The sequence below is a fragment of the Gaetbulibacter saemankumensis DSM 17032 genome (assembly GCF_000425645.1).
In the GTDB taxonomy this organism is placed as follows: domain Bacteria; phylum Bacteroidota; class Bacteroidia; order Flavobacteriales; family Flavobacteriaceae; genus Gaetbulibacter; species Gaetbulibacter saemankumensis.
In genome coordinates this window covers 668,615-689,144 of sequence record NZ_KE384430.1, presented here as the reverse complement: position 1 = coordinate 689,144, position 20,530 = coordinate 668,615, and the positions used below count along the sequence as shown (strand labels likewise).

Genomic DNA, 20,530 nt, shown 5'->3' with positions numbered 1-20,530 from the left:
CATAAGCTTTAAAGTTTATGGTAGATTTGGGTAAATCTTATATTAATTAGGTTTATTTGGGGACTACTAATATCGAATATTTTTTCAATTAAATCGCTAAAAAACAAATATAATCGATAAAACGCGTATTTATTTAACATTTACTCCGCAAAACCTAGCCAATAACCCAATATTTAAATTACCATCTCTGGAATGTCTCCCTCTATAATGAGTGTACCCTCCGTAGCCTTTTGAATCGTTTCAACCGAAACTTCCGGTGCGCGCTCAAGTAATTTAAACCCCCTATCAGTTACTTCTATCACCGCTAAGTTGGTTACTATTTTTTTTACACAGCCTACTCCGGTAAGTGGCAAACTACATCGCTTAAGTAATTTGGATTCGCCAGCACGATTGGTATGCATCATGGCCACAATAATATTTTCGGCACTGGCAACCAAATCCATGGCTCCTCCCATACCTTTAACCATTTTACCCGGGATTTTCCAATTAGCTATATCTCCATTTTCAGCAACTTCCATAGCGCCTAGAATGGTTAAATCGACATGCTGGCCACGAATCATGGAAAAACTCATAGCGGAGTCGAAAAAACTAGCCCCTGGTAAGGTGGTGATTGTTTGCTTCCCTGCATTTATCACATCGGCATCTTCTTCACCTTCAAAAGGGAAAGGCCCCATACCTAATACACCGTTTTCACTTTGAAATTCGACCTCTATATCTTCTCGCACATAATTCGCTACTAAGGTAGGTATACCAATACCTAAATTAACATAATAACCATCTTTAACCTCTTTAGCTATTCGTTTTGCGATACCTGTTTTATCTAACATCTTTAAATTCTTTATATCTGCCCCTATTTAATCTATTGGAACATTCTCAATTAAATATCTCTCTTTTTAATCACAAACACCCTATTCACGGCTTCTTACCGTACGTTGTTCGATACGCTTTTCAAAACGTTCGCCTTCAAAAATACGCTGTACAAAAATTCCCGGAATATGAATCTGATTAGGATCCAGGCTACCTAAAGGTACTAGTTCTTCAACCTCAGCCACTGTTATTTTAGCGGCTCCACACATAACCGGATTAAAATTTCTCGCCGTGCCTTTAAAAATTAAATTACCGGCAGCATCACCTTTCCAGGCTTTTACAAAGGCAAAATCTGCTTTAAAAGCATGTTCCAAAACATACATTTTTCCATCAAACTCTCTGGTTTCTTTACCTTCGGCTACCTCCGTTCCATAACCAGCGGGTGTATAAATAGCAGGAAATCCAGCTTGTGCTGCCCGACATCGCTCGGCAAGCGTTCCTTGGGGTATTAACTCTACTTCTAATTCACCAGATAACATCTGACGTTCGAATTCATCATTTTCGCCTACATAGGATGATACCATTTTTTTTATCTGATGCTTTTTAAGCAAAAGACCTAAACCAAAATCATCGACACCGGCATTATTAGATATACAAGTTAGCCCCTTTATACCACGCTTAACCAATTCGGCAATGGCATTCTCTGGAATACCACTTAAACCAAATCCACCAAGCATAAAAGTCATATTATCTGAAACACCTTCAAGGGCTTCCTGGACATTATTTACTTTTTTATTTATCATTATATTCAATTTTTCGACATAAAATTACGAATAATTGAATAATTTACTCGAATTCTTAATAAATAAAAAAGCTACCCAAATTGGATAGCTTTTACAACATATATAATTAAATATCTTTAAAACTCTAAATCGTCTGGAATTTCTTCCACCTCATACTCAATAACTTCACTTTCAGATTCTTGAGTACAATCCACATTTATTGATAATTCTTCAGGCGCTTCAAAATCTTCTTTTGAAATATTTAAGGTGTCATCAGCGTAACAGCTTTTCATATATACACCCCAAATTGGTAATGCCATAGCAGCTCCCTGGCCATAAGTAATAGTTTTAAAGTGCACAGAGCGATCTTCGGCACCTACCCAAACACCTGTAACCAAATTAGGCACCATTCCCATAAACCAACCGTCACTTTGATTTTGAGTGGTTCCCGTTTTTCCAGCAATTGGGTTTTCAAACTCATATGGATAACCTGTAATAATTTCTCTATAATCTACACGGTAAGCATCTCTGCCTTTACCTCTTAAACGAGCCCCTGAACCATATTGAGTTACGCCTTCCAAGAGTTTCACCGTTACATAAGCTGCTTCCTCACTTAAAACATCGCGGGTTTCAGGTTTAAACTGATATAAAACCGTCCCGTTTTTATCTTCAATAGCAGTTACCATAACTGGCTTAGTATATACGCCTTTATTAGCAAATGTAGAATAAGCACCCACCATCTCGTAAACACTTAAATCTGGAGTCCCTAATGCTATGGAAGGCACCGCCGGGATATTAGATTCAATACCTAGTTTCTTGGCCAAATCGACTACTGTTTGCGGCCCAACTTTATCAATTAATCGTGCCGTAACGGTATTAACAGAATTTGCTAGCGCATTCTTTAAGGTACGCATCCCTCCGTACTCATCTCCTGAATTTTTAGGGCACCATTCTTCCGGATTTCCATATTTATTTTTCTCAATACAAAAAGGCGTATCTGGTAATTCATCACATGGTGACAAATGTAACTGGTCAATAGCTGCTGCATAAACAAAAGGCTTAAAAGTAGACCCTATTTGGCGTTTCCCTTGTCTTACCATATCATATTGAAAATGCCTATAGTTCATACCACCTACCCAAGCTTTTACATGACCCGTTTGTGGATCCATCGACATCATACCTGTACGTAAAAATGACTTATAATATCTAATAGAATCTATTGGCTTCATAATAGTGTCCACTTCTGAAGGCTGCCCATTTTCCCATACAAACACCGACATCTCTGCTGGTTTTTTGAAAGACGTTAAAATCTCTTCATCAGATTTTTTTAAATCGTATTTCATATGTCTCCAACGCTCAGATTGTTTGATAGAATTACGTAGCAGGGTATCAATTGCACCATAGGTTAAATCCTGAAATGGTGCTGTTGGATTACGTTGAGGTGTATTCTGATTGAAAAATTCAGCCTGCAACCGCGACATGTGCTGTTGTACCGCATCTTCAGCATAAGTTTGCATACGTGAATCGATAGTTGTGTAAATTTTTAAACCATCGTTATATAGATTATACTTTGTACCATCCGGCTTCGGGTTATTCTTAATCCAGTCTTTCATAAAACCATCCAAATAACCTCTGAAATAAGTCGCAATGCCTTCACGATGTGATTCAGGCGTATAATTTATATCTAAATCGGTTTGCTGTAAGGAATCTTTTAGCTTTTCATCGAGATAACCATATTTCGACATTTGTGCCAGAACGACATTTCGTCGGGTTCTGGTAAGTTCTTCACGTCTCCTCGGGTTAAATAATGATGAGTTTTTAAACATCCCCACCAACATAGCCGATTCCTTTACATCAAGGTCTTTAGGTTCTTTACCAAAATAAATCCTTGCTGCACTTCTAATGCCATCGGCATTATTCAAGAAATCGTAAATATTAAAATACTGCGCAATAATTTCTTCTTTGGTATATTGACGCTCTAAACGAATGGCTATAATCCATTCCTTTACTTTTTGAAGAATACGCTCTATAATATTTTTAGAACCTTCACCATGAAATAGCTGTTTTGCTAATTGCTGAGAAATGGTACTGGCGCCACCTCCCGAACCTAGCTTTACAACGGCGCGCAATGTTCCCATAGCATCTACGCCTGAGTGACTTTCAAAACGCGCATCTTCGGTAGCTATCAGTGCCTCAACCAGATGTTTTGGAAGCTCATCGTAACTAACAGTTGTACGGTTGTCGTTTAAATAGAATTTCCCAAGTGTTTTTCCATCTGAAGAAATAATTTCTGTTGCTAGATTTGTTTTTGGATTTTCTAATACAGTATGATCGGGCATTTCACCAAAAGCTCCCCACGAAGCCATTAGAAACACAAATACCACTGCAAGTATTCCCAGAGAAAATAAAATCCAAAACCAACGAATATATTTTGAAAAATCCTGTGCTGGTTTTGTTTCTTTTTTTGCTTTCGCCATGTAATTTTAATTAATAAATTCTTCTTGAAACCATTATATAATGGATAAAAAAGGTTTCAAATTACATTAGTTGTTTATTGTTTTTTCAATTCTAAACCCCACATCAGTGACGCCTTCTAATTCAACAACACCATGAACCTTACCATTCTCTCTCATAGCTTGCTGAATAGATACCTGATAATCTCCCGCTTCCGAAAAAACTACATTTTCCTTATACCAAAGCTTATTTTCTTTAACATCGCTTAGGCCTGTACCCAAAAGCTTTCCTGATGGGTCGGCCATACGATATTCAAGGGTGTCTGTTATTGTTTTTCCATGAGGAAAAGACATTTCTACAATTAAAAATAAATTACTGTATTTATAAGCATTCGTATTCCTAAGATTTACGAATAAATTATATGGTTTTATAGAATCTGGCGGAGTAATATTAAAATTAATAATAGAATCCTTATGCCATGTATTTGGAACTGATTTATACACATCATACACCTGCTTTGAATCGCATGCAACAAATACCAAAGACAGTACTAAAACTAACAACAACGCATTACTTCGCAGCATTTTTATTATTTTGAGGTTTTCTAGGTTTTTGTGACTTCTGTGATGATTTATTTTTAGAATTTCTAGGAGTTTTATTTTGACGCTTTTCTTCGGTGTTACCCTTTGCATTATTACTCTTAGAATTATTTCTGCTATTCCTATTACGGTTCCTAGTATTTTTACGTTTCTTTTTGGGTTTTGGACTATCGAAACGTGTTAAACTATCCTGACCAACAACATTTTCGTATTCATTTTTTACAACTTCTGTAAGCTCTGAAGCATATTCTTCCAGACTAACTACCTTTTGATTTTGTTTATTGCTTTCAATAATTTCATTGGCTTGTTCGGTGGTTAATTTATGCCAATTCATCCATTCACCTTCATAGGCATACCACATATGTCCTTTAAAAATATCTATTTTTTGGCATACCGCTACCCCTTTCTCTGTTTGAAGTTTTATATCACTTTTCGGAAAACTTTTTAAAGCGTCTAAATACGTATCCAACTCATAATTTAAACAGCATTTAAGCTTACCACATTGGCCGGCTAGCTTTTGAGGGTTTAATGACAATTGTTGATAACGTGCCGCTGATGTACTTACCGAACGAAAATCTGTTAACCAGGTAGAACAACAGAGCTCACGCCCACAAGAACCGATACCTCCAAGCCTGGATGCTTCCTGGCGGAAACCGACCTGTTTCATTTCAATTCGGGTTCTAAACTCTCTAGCAAAGACCTTAATTAACTCTCTAAAATCGACACGTTCTTCGGCAGTATAGTAAAACGTGGCTTTACTGGCATCACCCTGAAATTCAATATCTGAAATCTTCATCTGTAATTTCAAATCGATAGCAAATTGTCTAGCACGAACCTTCATAGAATCTTCACGATCACGAGCTTTTTGCCAGATATCAATATCCTTCTGATTGGCTTTTCGATATATCTTCAGAAAATCTTTAGCATCATCAGGAATATTTTTTCGTTTCATTTGGATGCGAACCAATTCTCCCGTAAGTGTAACCATCCCGATATCATGACCTGTTGGTGCTTGAGTCGCTACTACATCTCCTATACTTAAAGTTAAGTTTTCAGTATTTTTGTAGTAATCTTTACGTCCATTTTTATAACGCACCTCAACCCATTCGTACCGTTTCTCACCGTTGGGAAGTGACATATTCGACAACCAATCAAAAACTGTTAATTTATTACAACTATCAGTCCCGCAAGTGCCATTATTTTTACATCCCTTAGGTTGACCGTCTTTTCCAGTTGAACAACTGTTACAAGCCATATGTTTTTATATATTGAATTCGCTAATAATTAAATTATTACGAATGAAGGTTCATAATTCTTTTGAACTGTAAATATAAGATTATTTAAAGACTATTTAAATGCTTAATATTTTTAAACACTTTTAACGTCTATTATATTTACGGGGCAAGCCTTTGAAGCGTTTTCGCAATCTTCTAAAATGGATTCTTCGTTTGATTTTAATGTAAAAAAACCCTTTTTATCTATACCACGTAACAACACCGTTTTTCCGTCCTTTTTAGACATCTGAAACTGTCTGGGTGCTAATTCTACACAGTAGTTGCACCCAATACATTTATTACGTTGTAAAGTAACAACTACCATTATGCTTCTACTTTATTTTCTACTATTTTATATAATTTATCTGAAGGACGAATTCTAAAACCTAATGGAATGGTTACCATATCGCCTTTTGATCCTTTACTTAGGTTCTCATCATTCACAAGCATTTCGGCTACCTCAACTTCTTTAGCCCCAGTAGTTGGTCCCGTCACTAAAATGGTATCACCGATAGAAATATCGTATGCTTCAATTTTAAATTCACCTATTTGCGGCTTCGGAAAATAATGAGTCCCTCGACCAATATACACTTTCTTTTGTGTAGCATGAGACCCAGAACCTTTACTCCACTCTCCTAATTTCTGACCAAGATAATAACCATTCCAGAAACCACGATTATAAACTTTCTCCAATTCCTGCATCCATGAAATTACTTTTTCCTTGTCGTAATTATCCTGTTCCAGACTATCAATAGCCTGACGATAGCAAGAAATAACTTTGGCTACATATTCTGGAGCACGACCGCGCCCCTCTATTTTTAGCACTTTTATGCCGGCATCGGCAACCTGATCGAGAATATCAATGGTACATAAATCTTTTGGAGACATGATGTATTCATTATCAATTTCCATCTCAAAGCCTGTTTCCTGCTCAATAACCGTATACTTTTTACGACAGTTTTGCTTACATGCACCACGATTTGCAGAGGAATTATAGGAATGCAAACTCATATAACATTTTCCAGAAACAGCCATACATAAAGCACCGTGACCAAATATTTCTATTTCAACTAATTTTCCTGAAGGGCCTTTAATCTGTTCCTTCTCAATTAACTCAGTTATTTTCTTTACCTGTCTTAAACTAAGCTCACGGCTTAACACCATAGTATCGGCGAACATAGCATAAAACTTAACTGTCTCAATATTAGTGATATTTATTTGGGTAGAAATATGTACTTCCATCCCAGCCTCACGAGCCGCCATAATAACTGCCTGATCCATTGCTATGACAGCTGTAATACCAGCTTCCTTAGCTTTATTAATCAAGGTTTTTACAATAGACAAATCATGATCGTATATAATAGTATTTAAAGTTAAATACGTTCTTACGTTTTTAGCTTTACAGCGCTTGGAAATTTCTTCCAAATCATCCAATGTAAAATTGATTGATGCTCTGGCACGCATATTTAATTGTTCAACACCAAAATATACCGAGTCGGCACCATTATCTAAAGCGGCTTGCAGTGATTCGAAATTTCCTGCAGGAGCCATTAATTCAATCTTTTGCATCTAGCTACTAAATTTTGTTGGATTTTAACACTTCAAAAATATTCCTTAAATCCTTTTTATAAGGCAAGTGATTGGCACGCCCTTTTTTGAAAATATCATTACTATTTCCTTGTCCTTTTCTTAGAGCTTTTTGTTCTTCGTATGGCAATCTATTAATCTCCATGCAATTGGTTGAACAACAATTTTCCATTTCCTCCTTACAATTCGGACATTGAATAAACAATAAATGACAGGCTTCATTGGCGCAATTAGTATGCACATCGAAAGGCTCTCCACACTGATGACAGTTGGCAATAACATCATCACTAATGCGTTCAGCCCGACGATCGTCAAATACAAAATTCTGTCCTAAAAACTTATTCTCTAAATTTTGTTCTTTTACCTGTCTGGTGTACTCTATGATTCCTCCTTCTAATTGAAATACATTTTTAAACCCTTTATGTTTAAAGTAAGCACTGGCCTTTTCACAACGAATACCTCCAGTACAATACATTACCAGGTTTTTATCTTCTTTATGGTCTTTTAAATCCTCCTCTATAATATCAAGTGAATCTCTAAACGTGTCTACATCTGGTGTAACCGCATTTTTAAAGTGACCTATTTCACTTTCATAATGGTTACGCATATCAACCAGGACAGTATTCTCGTCTTCTATATATTTATTAAACTGCTCAGCTTTTAAATGAATCCCTTTGTTAGTTACATCGAAAGTATCATCGTTTAATCCATCGGCCACAATCTTATTTCGAACTTTTACTTTAAGTTTCAAGAACGATTTATTATCCTGTTCCACAGCAATATTTAAACGAATACCTTTTAAGAATTCAACACTATCTAAATGTGTTTTAAATTCATTAAATCGATCCGCTGGCAAAGATAACTGTGCATTTATGCCTTCGTTAGCCACGTAAATTCGACCTAAAACATCAAGATTATTCCAAACTAAAAACAAGTGATCTCGAAAAACTTGCGGATTGCCAATTTTGGCATATTGATAAAAAGAAAGTGTTAATCGACTTTTTCCTGCTTTATCGATTAATTCTGCTCTTTCTTTGGCGCTTAACTTATTGTACAGTTGCATGCTATACTAATTTTTAAGGTTAAAGAATATTTTAAAGCCGCAAAGGTACAACTTTTAAAAATAGTGCCATAACTAAACAAAAAAGCACCCAATGAAATCATTGGGTGCTTAGAAAAATAATTTGAGTTAGTCTACATGATTATCATGTTCCGGTAATTTCATAGCAAAAATTTCCCACTCTTTTAACATAGATGCAAAATGTGTAAAAAGGTTGCGTGATAAAATTGTATGATGATAAAACTTGTTATATTTTAGCGTATTAGTTTAGAAAAAATATAAAAAAGAAATGAGTAGCGAAAAAGATGCAAAATTAAAAGCACTTAAACTTACACTTGATAAGTTAGATAAGGCTTACGGAAAAGGTACTGTAATGAAAATGAGCGACCAGGCGGTTGTAGATGTTGATGCCATTTCATCAGGATCTTTAGGTTTAGATATTGCCTTAGGCGTTGGTGGGTATCCTCGTGGGCGTGTTATCGAAATATACGGACCAGAATCATCGGGTAAAACAACCTTAACATTACATGCTATTGCTGAGGCTCAAAAAACCGGAGGTATTGCTGCTTTTATTGACGCTGAACATGCTTTCGATCGATTTTATGCTGAAAAACTTGGTGTTGACCTGGATAACCTTATTATTTCTCAACCCGATAATGGTGAACAAGCCTTAGAAATTGCCGATAATTTAATTCGTTCTGGCGCTATTGATATTGTTGTAGTGGACTCTGTAGCGGCACTAACACCAAAAAGTGAAATTGAAGGGGAAATGGGAGATTCTAAAATGGGACTTCACGCGCGTTTAATGTCTCAGGCATTACGTAAATTAACTTCTTCAATAAGTAAAACTAATTGTACCGTTATCTTCATTAACCAATTACGTGAAAAAATTGGTGTTATGTTCGGTAATCCTGAAACAACTACCGGTGGTAACGCCTTAAAATTCTATGCTTCTGTTAGATTAGACATTCGTCGTTCTACTCAGATAAAAGAAACCGATGGTAATGTGACCGGTAACAAAACACGTGTTAAAGTTGTAAAAAACAAAGTTGCTCCACCATTTAAAACAGCCGAATTCGACATTATGTATGGCGAAGGCGTTAGTAAAGTTGGTGAAATCCTTGATATCGCCGTTGAAAACGACATTATTAAAAAGAGCGGTTCTTGGTTTAGTTATGGCGACACCAAACTGGGGCAAGGGCGTGATGCTGTAAAAACACTTATAAAAGATAATCCGGAACTAATGGATGAGCTCGAAACACAAGTTCGAGCCATTGCCAAAGCAGCCTCGGAAGGCTAATAAAATTTAAATCCCGCAATAGCGGGATTTTTTTATATCCTTACACGCAACCATTTAATTCTTAATGCATCTACAAATAAAAAATTGTTTAAACATTAATTTTATTTATGATGAAGAAGTTATTCGCCCTAGGTTTAATTTTATTTTTATTTACGGCTTGTAGTAATGATGACGGGTATGATTTTTATTATGAAATATTACCTGTAGAAAGTGTAGAAATTCCTGAAGAATTTATTTACGGAGAAACCTACCCAATTACAGTTTCGTATCTTAGACCTACAACCTGCCACTATTTTAGAGAGTTCTATTATAAAAAAGTATTTAATGAACGTACGGTTGCTCCTGTAACCTATGTTTTAGAAAAAGATGATTGTGAAGATTTTGATGCTGAACTTGTAGAATCTTCATTTAACTTTGTAGTTACCGGTAGCGGTCCTTATGTATTTAAATTTTGGCAAGGTGAAGACGAACAAGGTGAAGACCAATATTTAATTATTGAAGTTCCTGTTGTAGGCGAAACTGAAAGTTAAACTAATATGCGTTCAATTTGAGTTTAAAACAACTCATAGAAAAATGTAAAAAGAATGATACTGGGGCACAAAGTGAATTATATAAACTCTATGCGAGTAAATTATTTGCTTTGTGCCTGAAGTATTCACGTAACTATACTGAAGCACAGGACAATTTACAAGAATCATTTTTAACCATTTTCGATAAAATTGGACAATACAAAGGCAAAGGTTCTTTTGAAGGCTGGTTAAAACGTGTTACAATAAACAGGGTTTTACAAGAATACCGAAAGGAGAAGGTATTCGATATAACCAACGAAAACACCTTAGAAGATAATTATATAGATCTGGATGAAGACACTATTTCTATTGATTATCTATTAAAAATAATACAAGAGTTGCCAGACAGATACCGCTTGGTTTTTAACCTTTACGTTCTTGATGGTTATTCGCATAAAGATATTGCTAGTATGCTCAATATTAGCACAGGCACCTCTAAATCGAATTTAGCACGTGCTCGGCAAATTTTGAAGCAAACTATAGAAGATTACAAATCAACTGAGCGCTTAAAATCATTATAATGAATGATAAAAAACACATAGACCGGCTATTTCAGGAAGGCTTAAAAGATTTCGAAGCAACTCCAAAGGATGCTGTTTGGAAAAATATTGAAGCCGAACTTAAATCGAAAAACAAAAAGCGCCGCGTTATTCCAGTCTGGTGGCGTTATGCTGGAGCCGCTGCTATATTATTACTATTATTAACCACAGGGTATACTATTTTTAACAACCAAGATTACAACAATAATATAAATAATCAGGTTGTTGACACGGAAACAAATCTGCCTGAAAATATATTAATTAAAGATTTAGAGACCTCAGGAAGTGATCAATTTGTAACTAATAATTCTGATGACGGCAATTCAAATGCTGAAAAAACTTCAGATAATACCTCAAAAATTCAGAATCAAAATTCAAGCTTAACTTCTTCTGAAGATGTTACAATAGCAAAATCAGAGACTGCTAGTTCAAATTCCAGCGATAATAAGACTTTAAAAAAATCGAATTATCCTTTAGCACCCAAGAATGCTCAAAATCAGACAGCAGCCATTATAGCTAATAATAATACATCTTCAAATACACCTCGTAATAATGAAGAAAATCCATTGCTAGTTAAACCCAGAAAAGCAAAAAAACTTATTATAGACACTTACGAAAACCCCTCTAGTGTTGCGAAAACCAAAGAGGATTCAAATACTAATGAAATTACTAATGAAATTACTATTGAAGAAGCTATAGCAGCTACACAAATAGCAGCATCAAGCGATGATATCGTAAACGTTAAAAAGAAAAATAATCGCTGGGCGCTAGCACCTAACATAGCTCCTGTATATTTTAATAGTTTAGGTTCAGGCTCATCAATAGATATGCAATTTAGTAACAGTCCAAAGTCTGGCGAATTAAATATGAGCTACGGTATTAATGCAAGTTATGCTGTAAACAATAAAATAAAAATCCGCTCTGGGATAAACAGAGTCAATTTAGGGTACAATACCGAAAATGTTATTGCCTTCCAATCAGTTGGCACCCTTGCTGGCACTGGAACCATTCCAAGTATTAAGACCTCTAATATTAATCCGCAAGGAGACATGTCCTTTATTAGTAAAGAAAATTTAGCCGCGAACAATACGATTGCTCTTAACACTGTAAATACCAGTATAAATCAATCTATCGGTTATATAGAGGTCCCATTAGAAATTGAATATGCCTTAGTGAATAAAAAACTAGGCGTCAATATTATTGGAGGATTTAGCTCGTTATTTCTGAATAGCAATAGAATATATTCCGAACCTCAAGGAGGATCTAGAACACTGTTGGGTGAAGCCAATAATATCAATAACTTAAGCTATAGCGCTAACCTTGGTGTTGGTTTTAACTATCAGGTTTCTAAAAAAATAGATTTTAACTTTGAGCCAATATTTAAATATCAATTAAACACCTTTAATAAAACATACGGTGATTTTACCCCTTATTTTATTGGAGTTTATACTGGATTCGCCATAAAATTCTAGGTTTTTGGTTAGACCTTGATATTGATTTTTTAAGCTCAGAAATCAATATCTTAAAAAAGCTGCTCTCCCCAAAGCAGCTTTTTTTTATTTATTATAAACTCTTAATTCACTCAAAATAATATTTCGGGAGGTTTCATTAAGCACTTTTGTATCTTTTATTGTCAAATCTTCAGTACACAGGAACCGATGCTTCTTAACACGCATAATTCCCGGACCGCCACTAAAAAAAGTGTAAGACAATCGTCTTTTATTATCTATAAAAGTTAAAGGCACTACTGGAATATTATGATTAATGGCTAACCTAAAAGCACCATCTTTAAATTCGTCTAATTCAATATGTTCTTCTGGGACTCCACCTTCCGGAAAAATACAAATGCTCAGTCCAGACCTTAACCGCCTTTGTGCTCTTAAAAATACAGCCTGCCTACTTTTGACCGAATTTCTATCAACCAAAATACAGGTTCGCTTATAGAAAAATCCGAATAAAGGAATGCTAGCCAATTCTTTTTTTCCGACAAACACAAACGGATTTTTCACAGCTACCAACATAAGCATAATATCGGTCATGGAGGTATGATTGGCGATAAACATATAGCTTTTATGAACATCTAATAATTGCTCTCGAATAATGCTAACCCGAAAGCCCATACCGAACAGAATAAATTTTGCCCAAATACGAGCCAATTTAAAAAAGAACGGATACCAGGACTCCTTTAAAATAGAAATTAATAAGAAAGGAAACAAAACCACTATTGGTATGGCGATGAGCACATAAAACCAAACACGGTAAATAATCCAGAAAATGTATTTAAAAAATTTCATCGCAATCAAAAATACATAATAGTATTGAGCAATTCTATTAAAAAAATTACCTTTGTGCCTCTTATTACAATATACAATGGCAAGAATACTAACAGGTATACAGAGTACAGGAACACCACACTTAGGAAATATTTTAGGAGCAATTATCCCAGCTATTAATATGGCCGAACAACCGGAAAATGACTCCTATTTATTCATTGCAAATTTGCACACATTAACGCAAATTAAAAATGCAGAGGAATTACGCCACAACACTTATTCTGTAGCTGCTACCTGGTTAGCATTTGGTTTAGATATTGAAAAAACCGTATTCTACCGTCAAAGTGATGTACCTCAAGCGACTGAATTATCTTGGTATTTAAGCTGCTTTTTTCCTTACCAACGCTTAACATTAGCCCATAGTTTTAAAGATAAGGCCGAACGTTTAGAAGATGTAAATTCTGGATTGTTTACTTACCCAATGCTTATGGCTGCCGACATCCTATTGTATGACGCCGAAATTATTCCCGTTGGAAAAGACCAATTGCAACATATTGAAATGACGCGCGATGTAGCTTCACGTTTTCATGCAAAAATGGGAGACACTTTTGTAATTCCTGAAGGGAAAATTCAGGAAAACACTATGTTAATTCCGGGTACTGATGGTGAAAAAATGAGTAAATCACGCAATAACTTCATCAATATATTCTTAGATGACAAAAAGTTGCGTAAACAAATCATGTCTATTCAAACCGATAGCACACCTTTGGAAGCTCCAAAAGACTGGAGTACTTGTAACTGTTTTGCCATTTACAGTTTATTAGCTAACGAAGAGCAGGTTGCAACCATGAAAGCTAATTATGAAAACGGTAATTATGGATACGGTCATGCTAAACAGGCTCTTTTCGAGCTCATCGTGGATAAATTTGCTGAGCAACGCGAGCGTTACCATTATTATATGGATAATTTAGATGCGTTAGACAAAGCTCTTCATTTAGGTGCCGAAAAAGCAAGAACTGTAGCTAACGAGGTCATTAAACGTGTTCGAGAAAAGGCGGGTTATTAATTAAATTACCTCGAACATTTTTCCTGGCAACGGACGTATAACACCTTTTAATTCCATATTCAAAAGAATACTGGCTACTTTAAAAATAGGCAGGTCGCAATTTATTGCTATAGAATCTAATAGCTGTTTATCATCTTTCAGGTAATTATAAATAAGTTTTTCGTGATCGTCAAGTTCAACAAACAATTGTTTCTGAATACTTGGTTTCGAAGCATTTTCGAGCTGCCAGTTTAAAATATATGGCACATCTAAAGGTGTTGTAAGCATATGGGCCTTTTGATATTTTATTAAATTATTACAACCAGTACTTTGTATGTCGTTAACTCTTCCGGGAACGGCAAACACATCGCGATTGTAAGAATGTGCTATATCGGCTGTGACTAAGCTTCCTCCTTTTTCAGCCGACTCAATAACTATTGTTGCTTCACTCAATCCAGCAATAACACGATTACGCTTCAAAAAATTATTTCTATCGAATTTATCGATACTCCAAAAATCGGTAAAAAAGCCACCATTTGACTCCACATCTACCATGTATTTCTTATGCACCCTGGGATATATTTGATTGAGACCATGAGCTAAACACCCCACTGTTTGTAATCCATTTTTTATTGCCGCCTTGTGTGCCGTTATATCGGTACCATAAGCAAACCCTGAAACAATAACCGGATTATATATCGCCAGAGCTTCCACTAACTCTTCACAAAACGCTATCCCACTTGTGGTAATTTTTCGAGTACCCACAATACTGATAACAGGCCTATTTAATAAATCTATAGATCCCGTTTCAAAAAGAAGTATCGGTCCGTCAATACAATGCTTTAATCTTGAAGGATAATTTGAATCTTGAAAATAACTTACCTTAATATCATTTTTAGAAATAAACTCAAGTTCCTTTTCAGCGTCTTTAAGATATTGTTCATTAAACAATTCACTTAAGCTCCAGTTTCCTATATTATCAATTTTTAAGAGATTCGACTTTTTTTCTTTTATAACTGCTTCGGCCGAACCACAATGGTTTATTAAGCGTTTAGCCGTTATATCGCCAATATTAGGCACATGTTGCAAGGCCAAAATGTAGAGCAAATCAGATTCAGACATGGTAAAATATTGATTTTTAAGTACAAGAAAAGAAATTTTATACTGTTAATAAATAGTATTTTCTTATTTTTATTGAAAAGCATTTTTTTTAACTTTGTTTTTATGCAATTAGAAACCTACATCAGCGATTTATTATATCGATACGAATGTGTTACCCTGCCAGAATTTGGTGCCTTTTTAACACAACGAGAATCTGCAACCATAGATAATTCTACAAATACTTTCTTTCCTCCGAAAAAAAGTATATTGTTTAATGAGCAAATTCAAAAAAACGATGGCTTGTTAGCCACATATATTGCCGACGTTGAAGGTATTTCGTTTGAAGTTGCCAATGAAAAAATTGCGAAACGTGTTAAAAATATAAAAACGCAGTTAACGCAAGGCGAAACATTATCTTTTAAAAATATTGGTGAGATTGTTTTAAATGCCGAAGGTAAAATTTTATTCGAGCCATCGTATCAATTGAATTATTTAACAGATTCTTTTGGCTTATCCCAATTTATATCGCCATCGGTTACTCGTGAATCCCTGAAGCAAGAGGTTGAAGCGATTGAAAAAATTGTTCCTCTAACTTTTACGCCAGAAAGAAGAAAAAACAGACCTTACTTTAAGTATGCGGCAGTGGCAGTGATTGCCTTAACACTTGGTGGTTTGGTAGCTTCTAATTTTTATGTAAATCAAATTGAAGAACACAATCAATTAGCTCAGGAAGAAGCCACGAAACAGTTAGACACGCAAATACAACAAGCGACTTTTAGTTTAAATCCTTTACCAGCCATTACACTTAATGTAACGAAACAAACCGGTAATTACCACATCGTTGCTGGTGCTTTTAGAATTGAGGAAAACTGTGATAAAAAAATAGCACAATTAAAAGCATTAGGCTATCCAGCTCGAAAAATAGGAACTAATAAATATGGTTTACATGAGGTGGTTTATGCAAGTTATGAAGACCGTTTAGAATCTTTAAAGGCTCTTCGTGACATCAAACAATCGCATAACAAGGATGCTTGGCTATTAGTTAAGAAATTAGACTAATTTTTATTTCTAATAATATCTTAAATCAATTATTAGAAACCTTTAAATTCCTTTTCTTTGCAAAAAAAAGCGCCATATGCAAGCTAAAACACCAGAGCTATCTAAAACCACCCTTACCGATTTGGTTTTACCCGGGGAAACCAATGCATTAAATAATCTATTTGGAGGCGAACTATTGGCCCGTATGGATCGAGCAGCATCAATTGCAGCTAGACGCCATAGCCGACGTATTGTGGTAACAGCATCCGTAAATCATGTGGCATTTAGCCGAGCGGTACCACTAGGTAGTGTTGTAACTGTTGAGGCTAAAGTTTCCCGCGCGTTTAAAACTTCTATTGAAGTTTTTATTGATGTTTGGATTGAAGACCGTGAATCAGGTAATAGAACTCAAGCAAACGAGGCAATTTACACCTTCGTGGCTGTTGATGAAACTGGTCGTCCTGTATCAGTTCCTGAAGTAATACCAGAAACCGATTTAGAAAAATCACGTTACGATGCCGCTTTGCGCCGTAAACAATTAAGCTTATTACTTTCTGGAAAAATAAAACCAAGTGAAGCTACCGAATTAAAAGCCCTTTTTATGGAAGAGTAAGACTTCTGTAAAACAATATCATATATTTAAATCCCGACTTCAGTTGGGATTTTACATTTTATATATCCAGGATGCCGGGTTTTGTGTATTGCCGTCTTTCGAAATTATAAAACTTAAAATAGATTCTCCATTTGCAGGGTTTGTAAAAACGGTTCCTAAACGCTGCTTGGTATCGACCATTTGACCTTCCTTTACATAAACTTTAGATAAGTTTTTATAGGCTGTAATGTAGTTACCATGTTTAACCATAACAATAGGGTTTACATTCTTAAGTGATACTATGGCAATAACTTCTCCCGAAAATACGGCACGAACATCAGCTCCTTTTTCAGTAGCAATTCGAACGCCATTACTCTTAATAGTTAACGATCTATTTAAAGGGTGCGGCTGTGTACCATAACCAACCGTTACGTAACCACGCGATACCGGCCAAGGCAACTTCCCTTTATTAGAAACAAAATTAGCAGCGAGCACCTTTTCTTCTGCTGTTAGGGCAAAGTTTGAAGAACTCGAGGATTTACCTGCCTTTCTATTCGATTTAGCAATAGCAGCTTTAATAATACGATTAATTTCAGCATCTATTTTATTAGCTTCACGTTGCTTTTGCCGAATCTCTGCTGCATACTTAGAAAGATTCTTCTTTATAGATTTCATTAATGCCTGATGCTGATTTCGCTCAAGCTGCAATTCATTCTGATTTTTTCTATTTTCAGCTATGATCTTCCGCTTTTCCTCCTGTTGCTTTAACAAGCTGGCATTGGTTTGTTGTAATTCGGCTGTTTTAACCTTTATTTCTTCCCCTTGCTGTTTTTGATGTTCTGTATATTGCTTCATATACTGAAGACGCTTATAAGCCTGCTTAAAATTATCGGAAGACAATAAAAACATGATACGACTTTGCTCATTTTTGCTTTTATAAGACTTCACTATCATATCGGCATAATCTTCTTTTAAGACTTTTAATTCATCCCTCAATGCCGTTATTTTCTTTTGATTTGCATCAATATTCCGGGTAAGTAAATTTGCCTGCTGATTGGTTACTTTTATTAAATTATCTAAGACACTAATTTTATAATTCAGTCCTGTTACTACAGATAATTCAGACTGATGTTTGGATTTGTTCTCTGCCTGCAGCGCACTTATTTTTTGAATTTCCCGACGCAATTCTTGTCGCCGTGTTTCCAGCTCTTTCTGTTTACTACTCTGCGCGACAACAAAGGTACAGCTGCATAAAACAACAAACAAAACAATAACTTTATGTATAGCGTTATACTGCTTCATTACAATTCTATGGCTTTAAACCCAGATGGAATTTTAAACGGAAATCTTACGTTATGATTAAGCATGACATTTTTAAATTCCAAATCGATAATAACTTCATCATTGGCCTCAACAGCTATCACCCGAATGCGCTCAGGAATTTTTTCCTTTTGCACTTCTTGAAAAGACGTATAATCAATTTGCAAATGTCTGTATTCACTTGGTTGCGAAATTTGCTGGGATTTCAATTTAAAATGAACTGGATCTAATAAATAAAAAATCTCAAATAAGTCATTTTGTCTACGTGGTTCCAATATGTAAACCTCTTCGTTTACTGATGCCTTATAAGAACCTTCTTTTAAACTATATAAAGCTTCACCATATAATAAATTCTGAACCTTATCAAAATCCAATTCCGTTCCCAAAAGATTACTCAAATAACTATAGTCTCCTTTAAAATAAGTATTATCCAACTTATTATAAAAGCTTACTTCCTCAGGTGTAATTAATGCTTTAACTACCGAAAATGTAGCGCTCATCCAGATAGCCTTATCCTTTTCAGCTCTGAAACTAACAGAATGTGTTTGAGAACTCCCATCTTTAGTAAAAGATATTCTAAGCTTGGACTGCAATGTTTTAAACTCTGGTTTTTGCTTTGTATTTTCTTTAATAAGCTGCTTGGTAGACAGGTTGAAATTTGCATTACCTGTACTGAGGTTTTTAGTAGACTTACAATTAAACACCACAATCGCCATTACGGTTAAGATGATGTATTTTATTTTGTTCATTAATTTGAGGGTTCTAATTGTTTTGCCTTTAGGCTATACTTTTTTGCTTTTTCGTTATGGTTTAAAGCTGCATTTGCCAGACTTAACTGTTTGTAAAAGTCTGACTCCATTTTTTGATCTTCAATAATATAATCTAAGCCCATCTCTAAAACTTCAATAGCATCTTTCGATTTATCTAAATGATTTAAAGCCACACCATTAATTAAATAAAATAGTGGTTGCGACGGAAACTTCTCTAAAGCATCTCTGCTTTTTGATTCAGCTATTTCAAACTTTTGTAAATCGATATATAACAACAATACATTTCGAAGAACATTAAAATTACTATCGTCCAGTTTTAAGGCCGCTTCAAAATTTTCGAGGGCTTTAGACTTATTGTCTTTACTTAAATAGTACTGCCCTAATTCGATTAAACTTTTGTTATCGGTATCACTTACCAAAGCAGTAGCTTCAACCAAATCGTTTTCATATTCCGGGTGTAGCCCAACAAAATGAACGAAATCGGTTAAGACCTTAAGTTTTGCTTCAGGCTTAATTTCACTACTCTTCACAACAATTTTCATAGATTCGATAGCTTTTTCAGCATTATCATCGTCCAGATAAAACTTGTAAAGTGCCAAATGCACCAACTGTGAATTCGGATTAATTTTTAATAACTCCTTAGCCGTTTCGAAAGCCTTATCTTTTTCATTATTTTCGCTGTATCTAAAAATTAAGGCTAAATAATTTGATTCCTTTTCCGGGTTATTTTCAACACGTTCTTGAAGATTTTTAATCTGGTCTTTTTTACGCCCCGTTACATTATAAATTTGATTGCGCATAACGTCTCGAGATATGGATATACCAAATTCTGAATCCATTTCATCCAAGAGTTCCAAAGCGTCATCATAATTTCGTGTTCTTACATAAAGAGAGGCTAAATCTTCTTTGTAATCCGGATGATATTTAACTAACTGCTTTACCGTTTTTATGGCCTTATCGTAGTCATTTTGCGTTATATAATAACCATATAATTCGTCAAGGAACCACTCGTTATCAGGATCCTTGCTTACTGCTTTTTTAAAGGCATCTTCTGCGGCTCCAAAATTTTTAAGCCGCATGTAGTTTTTACCTAATTCAAAATATAAAACTGGTACCGACTTATCTAGCTCAACACATTTTAAAAGCGCCGTTACCGATCGATCGTAATTCTCAATACTTTTTTGTTTTAGGGCTTCATAAAACCATTCCTGAAATTCATCTTCAACATTTCCTAAATCATCATCGGGTCTTTTATTGAAGTCAACTTGCGTATATGACATTTTAGGAATAAACACTATTCCTAAAAACATTAATAATATACTGATTTTAACCTTCATAAATAACCACGTTTAAGTACGTGTTCTCCTTAATTAATTCAAATACTATTCCAAATTAAATTTGATATACATACATCCCAGAA

20 protein-coding genes are annotated in these 20,530 nt (G+C 35.1%); 7 read left to right on the top strand and 13 right to left on the bottom strand.

Going from position 1 to position 20,530, the window contains the following annotated elements:
- Nucleotides 1–173: 173 nt before the first annotated feature.
- The 8 genes from H611_RS0109630 to trhO all read right to left on the bottom strand — a co-directional run bounded on the left by H611_RS0109630 (nucleotide 174) and on the right by trhO (nucleotide 8,566).
- Entirely contained in the window at nucleotides 174–827 is a 654-nt protein-coding gene (locus tag H611_RS0109630) for a 3-oxoacid CoA-transferase subunit B (protein WP_027138171.1), read from the bottom strand.
- An 81-nt stretch (nucleotides 828–908) separates the two neighbouring features.
- Entirely contained in the window at nucleotides 909–1,610 is a 702-nt protein-coding gene (locus H611_RS0109625) for a CoA transferase subunit A (protein WP_027138170.1), read from the bottom strand.
- A 116-nt stretch (nucleotides 1,611–1,726) separates the two neighbouring features.
- On the bottom strand, nucleotides 1,727–4,066 hold the full coding sequence (locus H611_RS0109620) for a penicillin-binding protein 1A (RefSeq protein ID WP_027138169.1): 2,340 nt from the start codon (nucleotides 4,064–4,066) through the stop codon (nucleotides 1,727–1,729).
- Between the two features lie 66 nt (nucleotides 4,067–4,132).
- Nucleotides 4,133–4,627, bottom strand: a complete 495-nt coding sequence (locus H611_RS0109615) for a gliding motility lipoprotein GldH (RefSeq protein WP_027138168.1) — start codon at nucleotides 4,625–4,627, stop codon at nucleotides 4,133–4,135.
- Nucleotides 4,614–5,897 (bottom strand): PSP1 domain-containing protein, encoded by a 1,284-nt coding sequence (locus tag H611_RS0109610; RefSeq protein WP_027138167.1) that lies wholly within the window; start codon nucleotides 5,895–5,897, stop codon nucleotides 4,614–4,616. The genes H611_RS0109615 and H611_RS0109610 overlap by 14 nt, the downstream gene beginning before the upstream one ends.
- A gap of 113 nt (nucleotides 5,898–6,010) precedes the next feature.
- A complete protein-coding gene (locus H611_RS0109605; protein ID WP_027138166.1) occupies nucleotides 6,011–6,241 on the bottom strand; it encodes a ferredoxin in 231 nt (76 codons plus the stop codon).
- Nucleotides 6,241–7,485, bottom strand: a complete 1,245-nt coding sequence (locus H611_RS0109600; protein ID WP_027138165.1) for a peptidase U32 family protein — start codon at nucleotides 7,483–7,485, stop codon at nucleotides 6,241–6,243. The genes H611_RS0109605 and H611_RS0109600 overlap by 1 nt, the downstream gene beginning before the upstream one ends.
- 7 nt (nucleotides 7,486–7,492) lie before the next feature.
- Complete coding sequence (trhO, locus tag H611_RS0109595; protein ID WP_027138164.1) at nucleotides 7,493–8,566, bottom strand: oxygen-dependent tRNA uridine(34) hydroxylase TrhO; 1,074 nt, start codon at nucleotides 8,564–8,566, stop codon at nucleotides 7,493–7,495.
- Nucleotides 8,567–8,852: 286 nt separating this feature from the next.
- On the opposite strand from trhO, the gene recA reads away from it, so the two are divergent.
- The 4 genes from recA (at nucleotide 8,853) to H611_RS0109575 (ending at nucleotide 12,443) form a co-directional block, all read left to right on the top strand.
- Nucleotides 8,853–9,863, top strand: a complete 1,011-nt coding sequence (recA, locus tag H611_RS0109590) for a recombinase RecA (RefSeq protein WP_027138163.1) — start codon at nucleotides 8,853–8,855, stop codon at nucleotides 9,861–9,863.
- 107 nt (nucleotides 9,864–9,970) lie between these two features.
- Nucleotides 9,971–10,393 (top strand): hypothetical protein, encoded by a 423-nt coding sequence (locus tag H611_RS0109585; RefSeq protein ID WP_027138162.1) that lies wholly within the window; start codon nucleotides 9,971–9,973, stop codon nucleotides 10,391–10,393.
- Nucleotides 10,394–10,410: 17 nt separating this feature from the next.
- The gene (locus tag H611_RS0109580) at nucleotides 10,411–10,953 is read left to right on the top strand and encodes an RNA polymerase sigma factor (RefSeq protein ID WP_027138161.1); all 543 of its coding nucleotides are present in this window, start codon (nucleotides 10,411–10,413) and stop codon (nucleotides 10,951–10,953) included.
- The gene (locus H611_RS0109575) at nucleotides 10,953–12,443 is read left to right on the top strand and encodes a porin family protein (protein ID WP_027138160.1); all 1,491 of its coding nucleotides are present in this window, start codon (nucleotides 10,953–10,955) and stop codon (nucleotides 12,441–12,443) included. Before H611_RS0109580 ends, H611_RS0109575 begins: the two co-directional genes overlap by 1 nt.
- 84 nt (nucleotides 12,444–12,527) lie before the next feature.
- Here H611_RS0109575 and H611_RS0109570 read toward each other — a convergent pair whose 3' ends face one another.
- Nucleotides 12,528–13,265 (bottom strand): lysophospholipid acyltransferase family protein, encoded by a 738-nt coding sequence (locus H611_RS0109570; RefSeq protein ID WP_035483725.1) that lies wholly within the window; start codon nucleotides 13,263–13,265, stop codon nucleotides 12,528–12,530.
- 76 nt (nucleotides 13,266–13,341) lie between these two features.
- On the opposite strand from H611_RS0109570, the gene trpS reads away from it, so the two are divergent.
- Nucleotides 13,342–14,310: a tryptophan--tRNA ligase gene (trpS, locus tag H611_RS0109565; RefSeq protein WP_027138158.1), complete on the top strand. Its 969-nt coding sequence runs from the start codon at nucleotides 13,342–13,344 to the stop codon at nucleotides 14,308–14,310.
- On the opposite strand, the gene dprA is transcribed toward trpS, so the two are convergent.
- The gene (gene dprA, locus H611_RS0109560) at nucleotides 14,311–15,411 is read right to left on the bottom strand and encodes a DNA-processing protein DprA (RefSeq protein WP_027138157.1); all 1,101 of its coding nucleotides are present in this window, start codon (nucleotides 15,409–15,411) and stop codon (nucleotides 14,311–14,313) included. It abuts the gene before it with no gap.
- 102 nt (nucleotides 15,412–15,513) lie between these two features.
- On the opposite strand from dprA, the gene H611_RS0109555 reads away from it, so the two are divergent.
- Complete coding sequence (locus H611_RS0109555; RefSeq protein WP_027138156.1) at nucleotides 15,514–16,449, top strand: HU domain-containing protein; 936 nt, start codon at nucleotides 15,514–15,516, stop codon at nucleotides 16,447–16,449.
- 76 nt (nucleotides 16,450–16,525) lie between these two features.
- Complete coding sequence (locus tag H611_RS0109550; RefSeq protein ID WP_027138155.1) at nucleotides 16,526–17,041, top strand: acyl-CoA thioesterase; 516 nt, start codon at nucleotides 16,526–16,528, stop codon at nucleotides 17,039–17,041.
- Between the two features lie 51 nt (nucleotides 17,042–17,092).
- Here H611_RS0109550 and H611_RS0109545 read toward each other — a convergent pair whose 3' ends face one another.
- The 3 genes from H611_RS0109545 to H611_RS0109535 are packed head-to-tail and all read right to left on the bottom strand — an operon-like array spanning nucleotide 17,093 to nucleotide 20,420.
- Nucleotides 17,093–18,322 (bottom strand): murein hydrolase activator EnvC family protein, encoded by a 1,230-nt coding sequence (locus H611_RS0109545; protein WP_027138154.1) that lies wholly within the window; start codon nucleotides 18,320–18,322, stop codon nucleotides 17,093–17,095.
- Entirely contained in the window at nucleotides 18,322–19,089 is a 768-nt protein-coding gene (locus H611_RS0109540; protein ID WP_027138153.1) for a DUF4292 domain-containing protein, read from the bottom strand. Before H611_RS0109540 ends, H611_RS0109545 begins: the two co-directional genes overlap by 1 nt.
- Nucleotides 19,089–20,420 carry a tetratricopeptide repeat protein gene (locus tag H611_RS0109535; RefSeq protein ID WP_245574787.1) on the bottom strand — a complete coding sequence of 444 codons (1,332 nt, stop codon included), beginning with the start codon at nucleotides 20,418–20,420 and terminating at the stop codon, nucleotides 19,089–19,091. The genes H611_RS0109540 and H611_RS0109535 overlap by 1 nt, the downstream gene beginning before the upstream one ends.
- Nucleotides 20,421–20,530 lie beyond the last annotated feature (110 nt).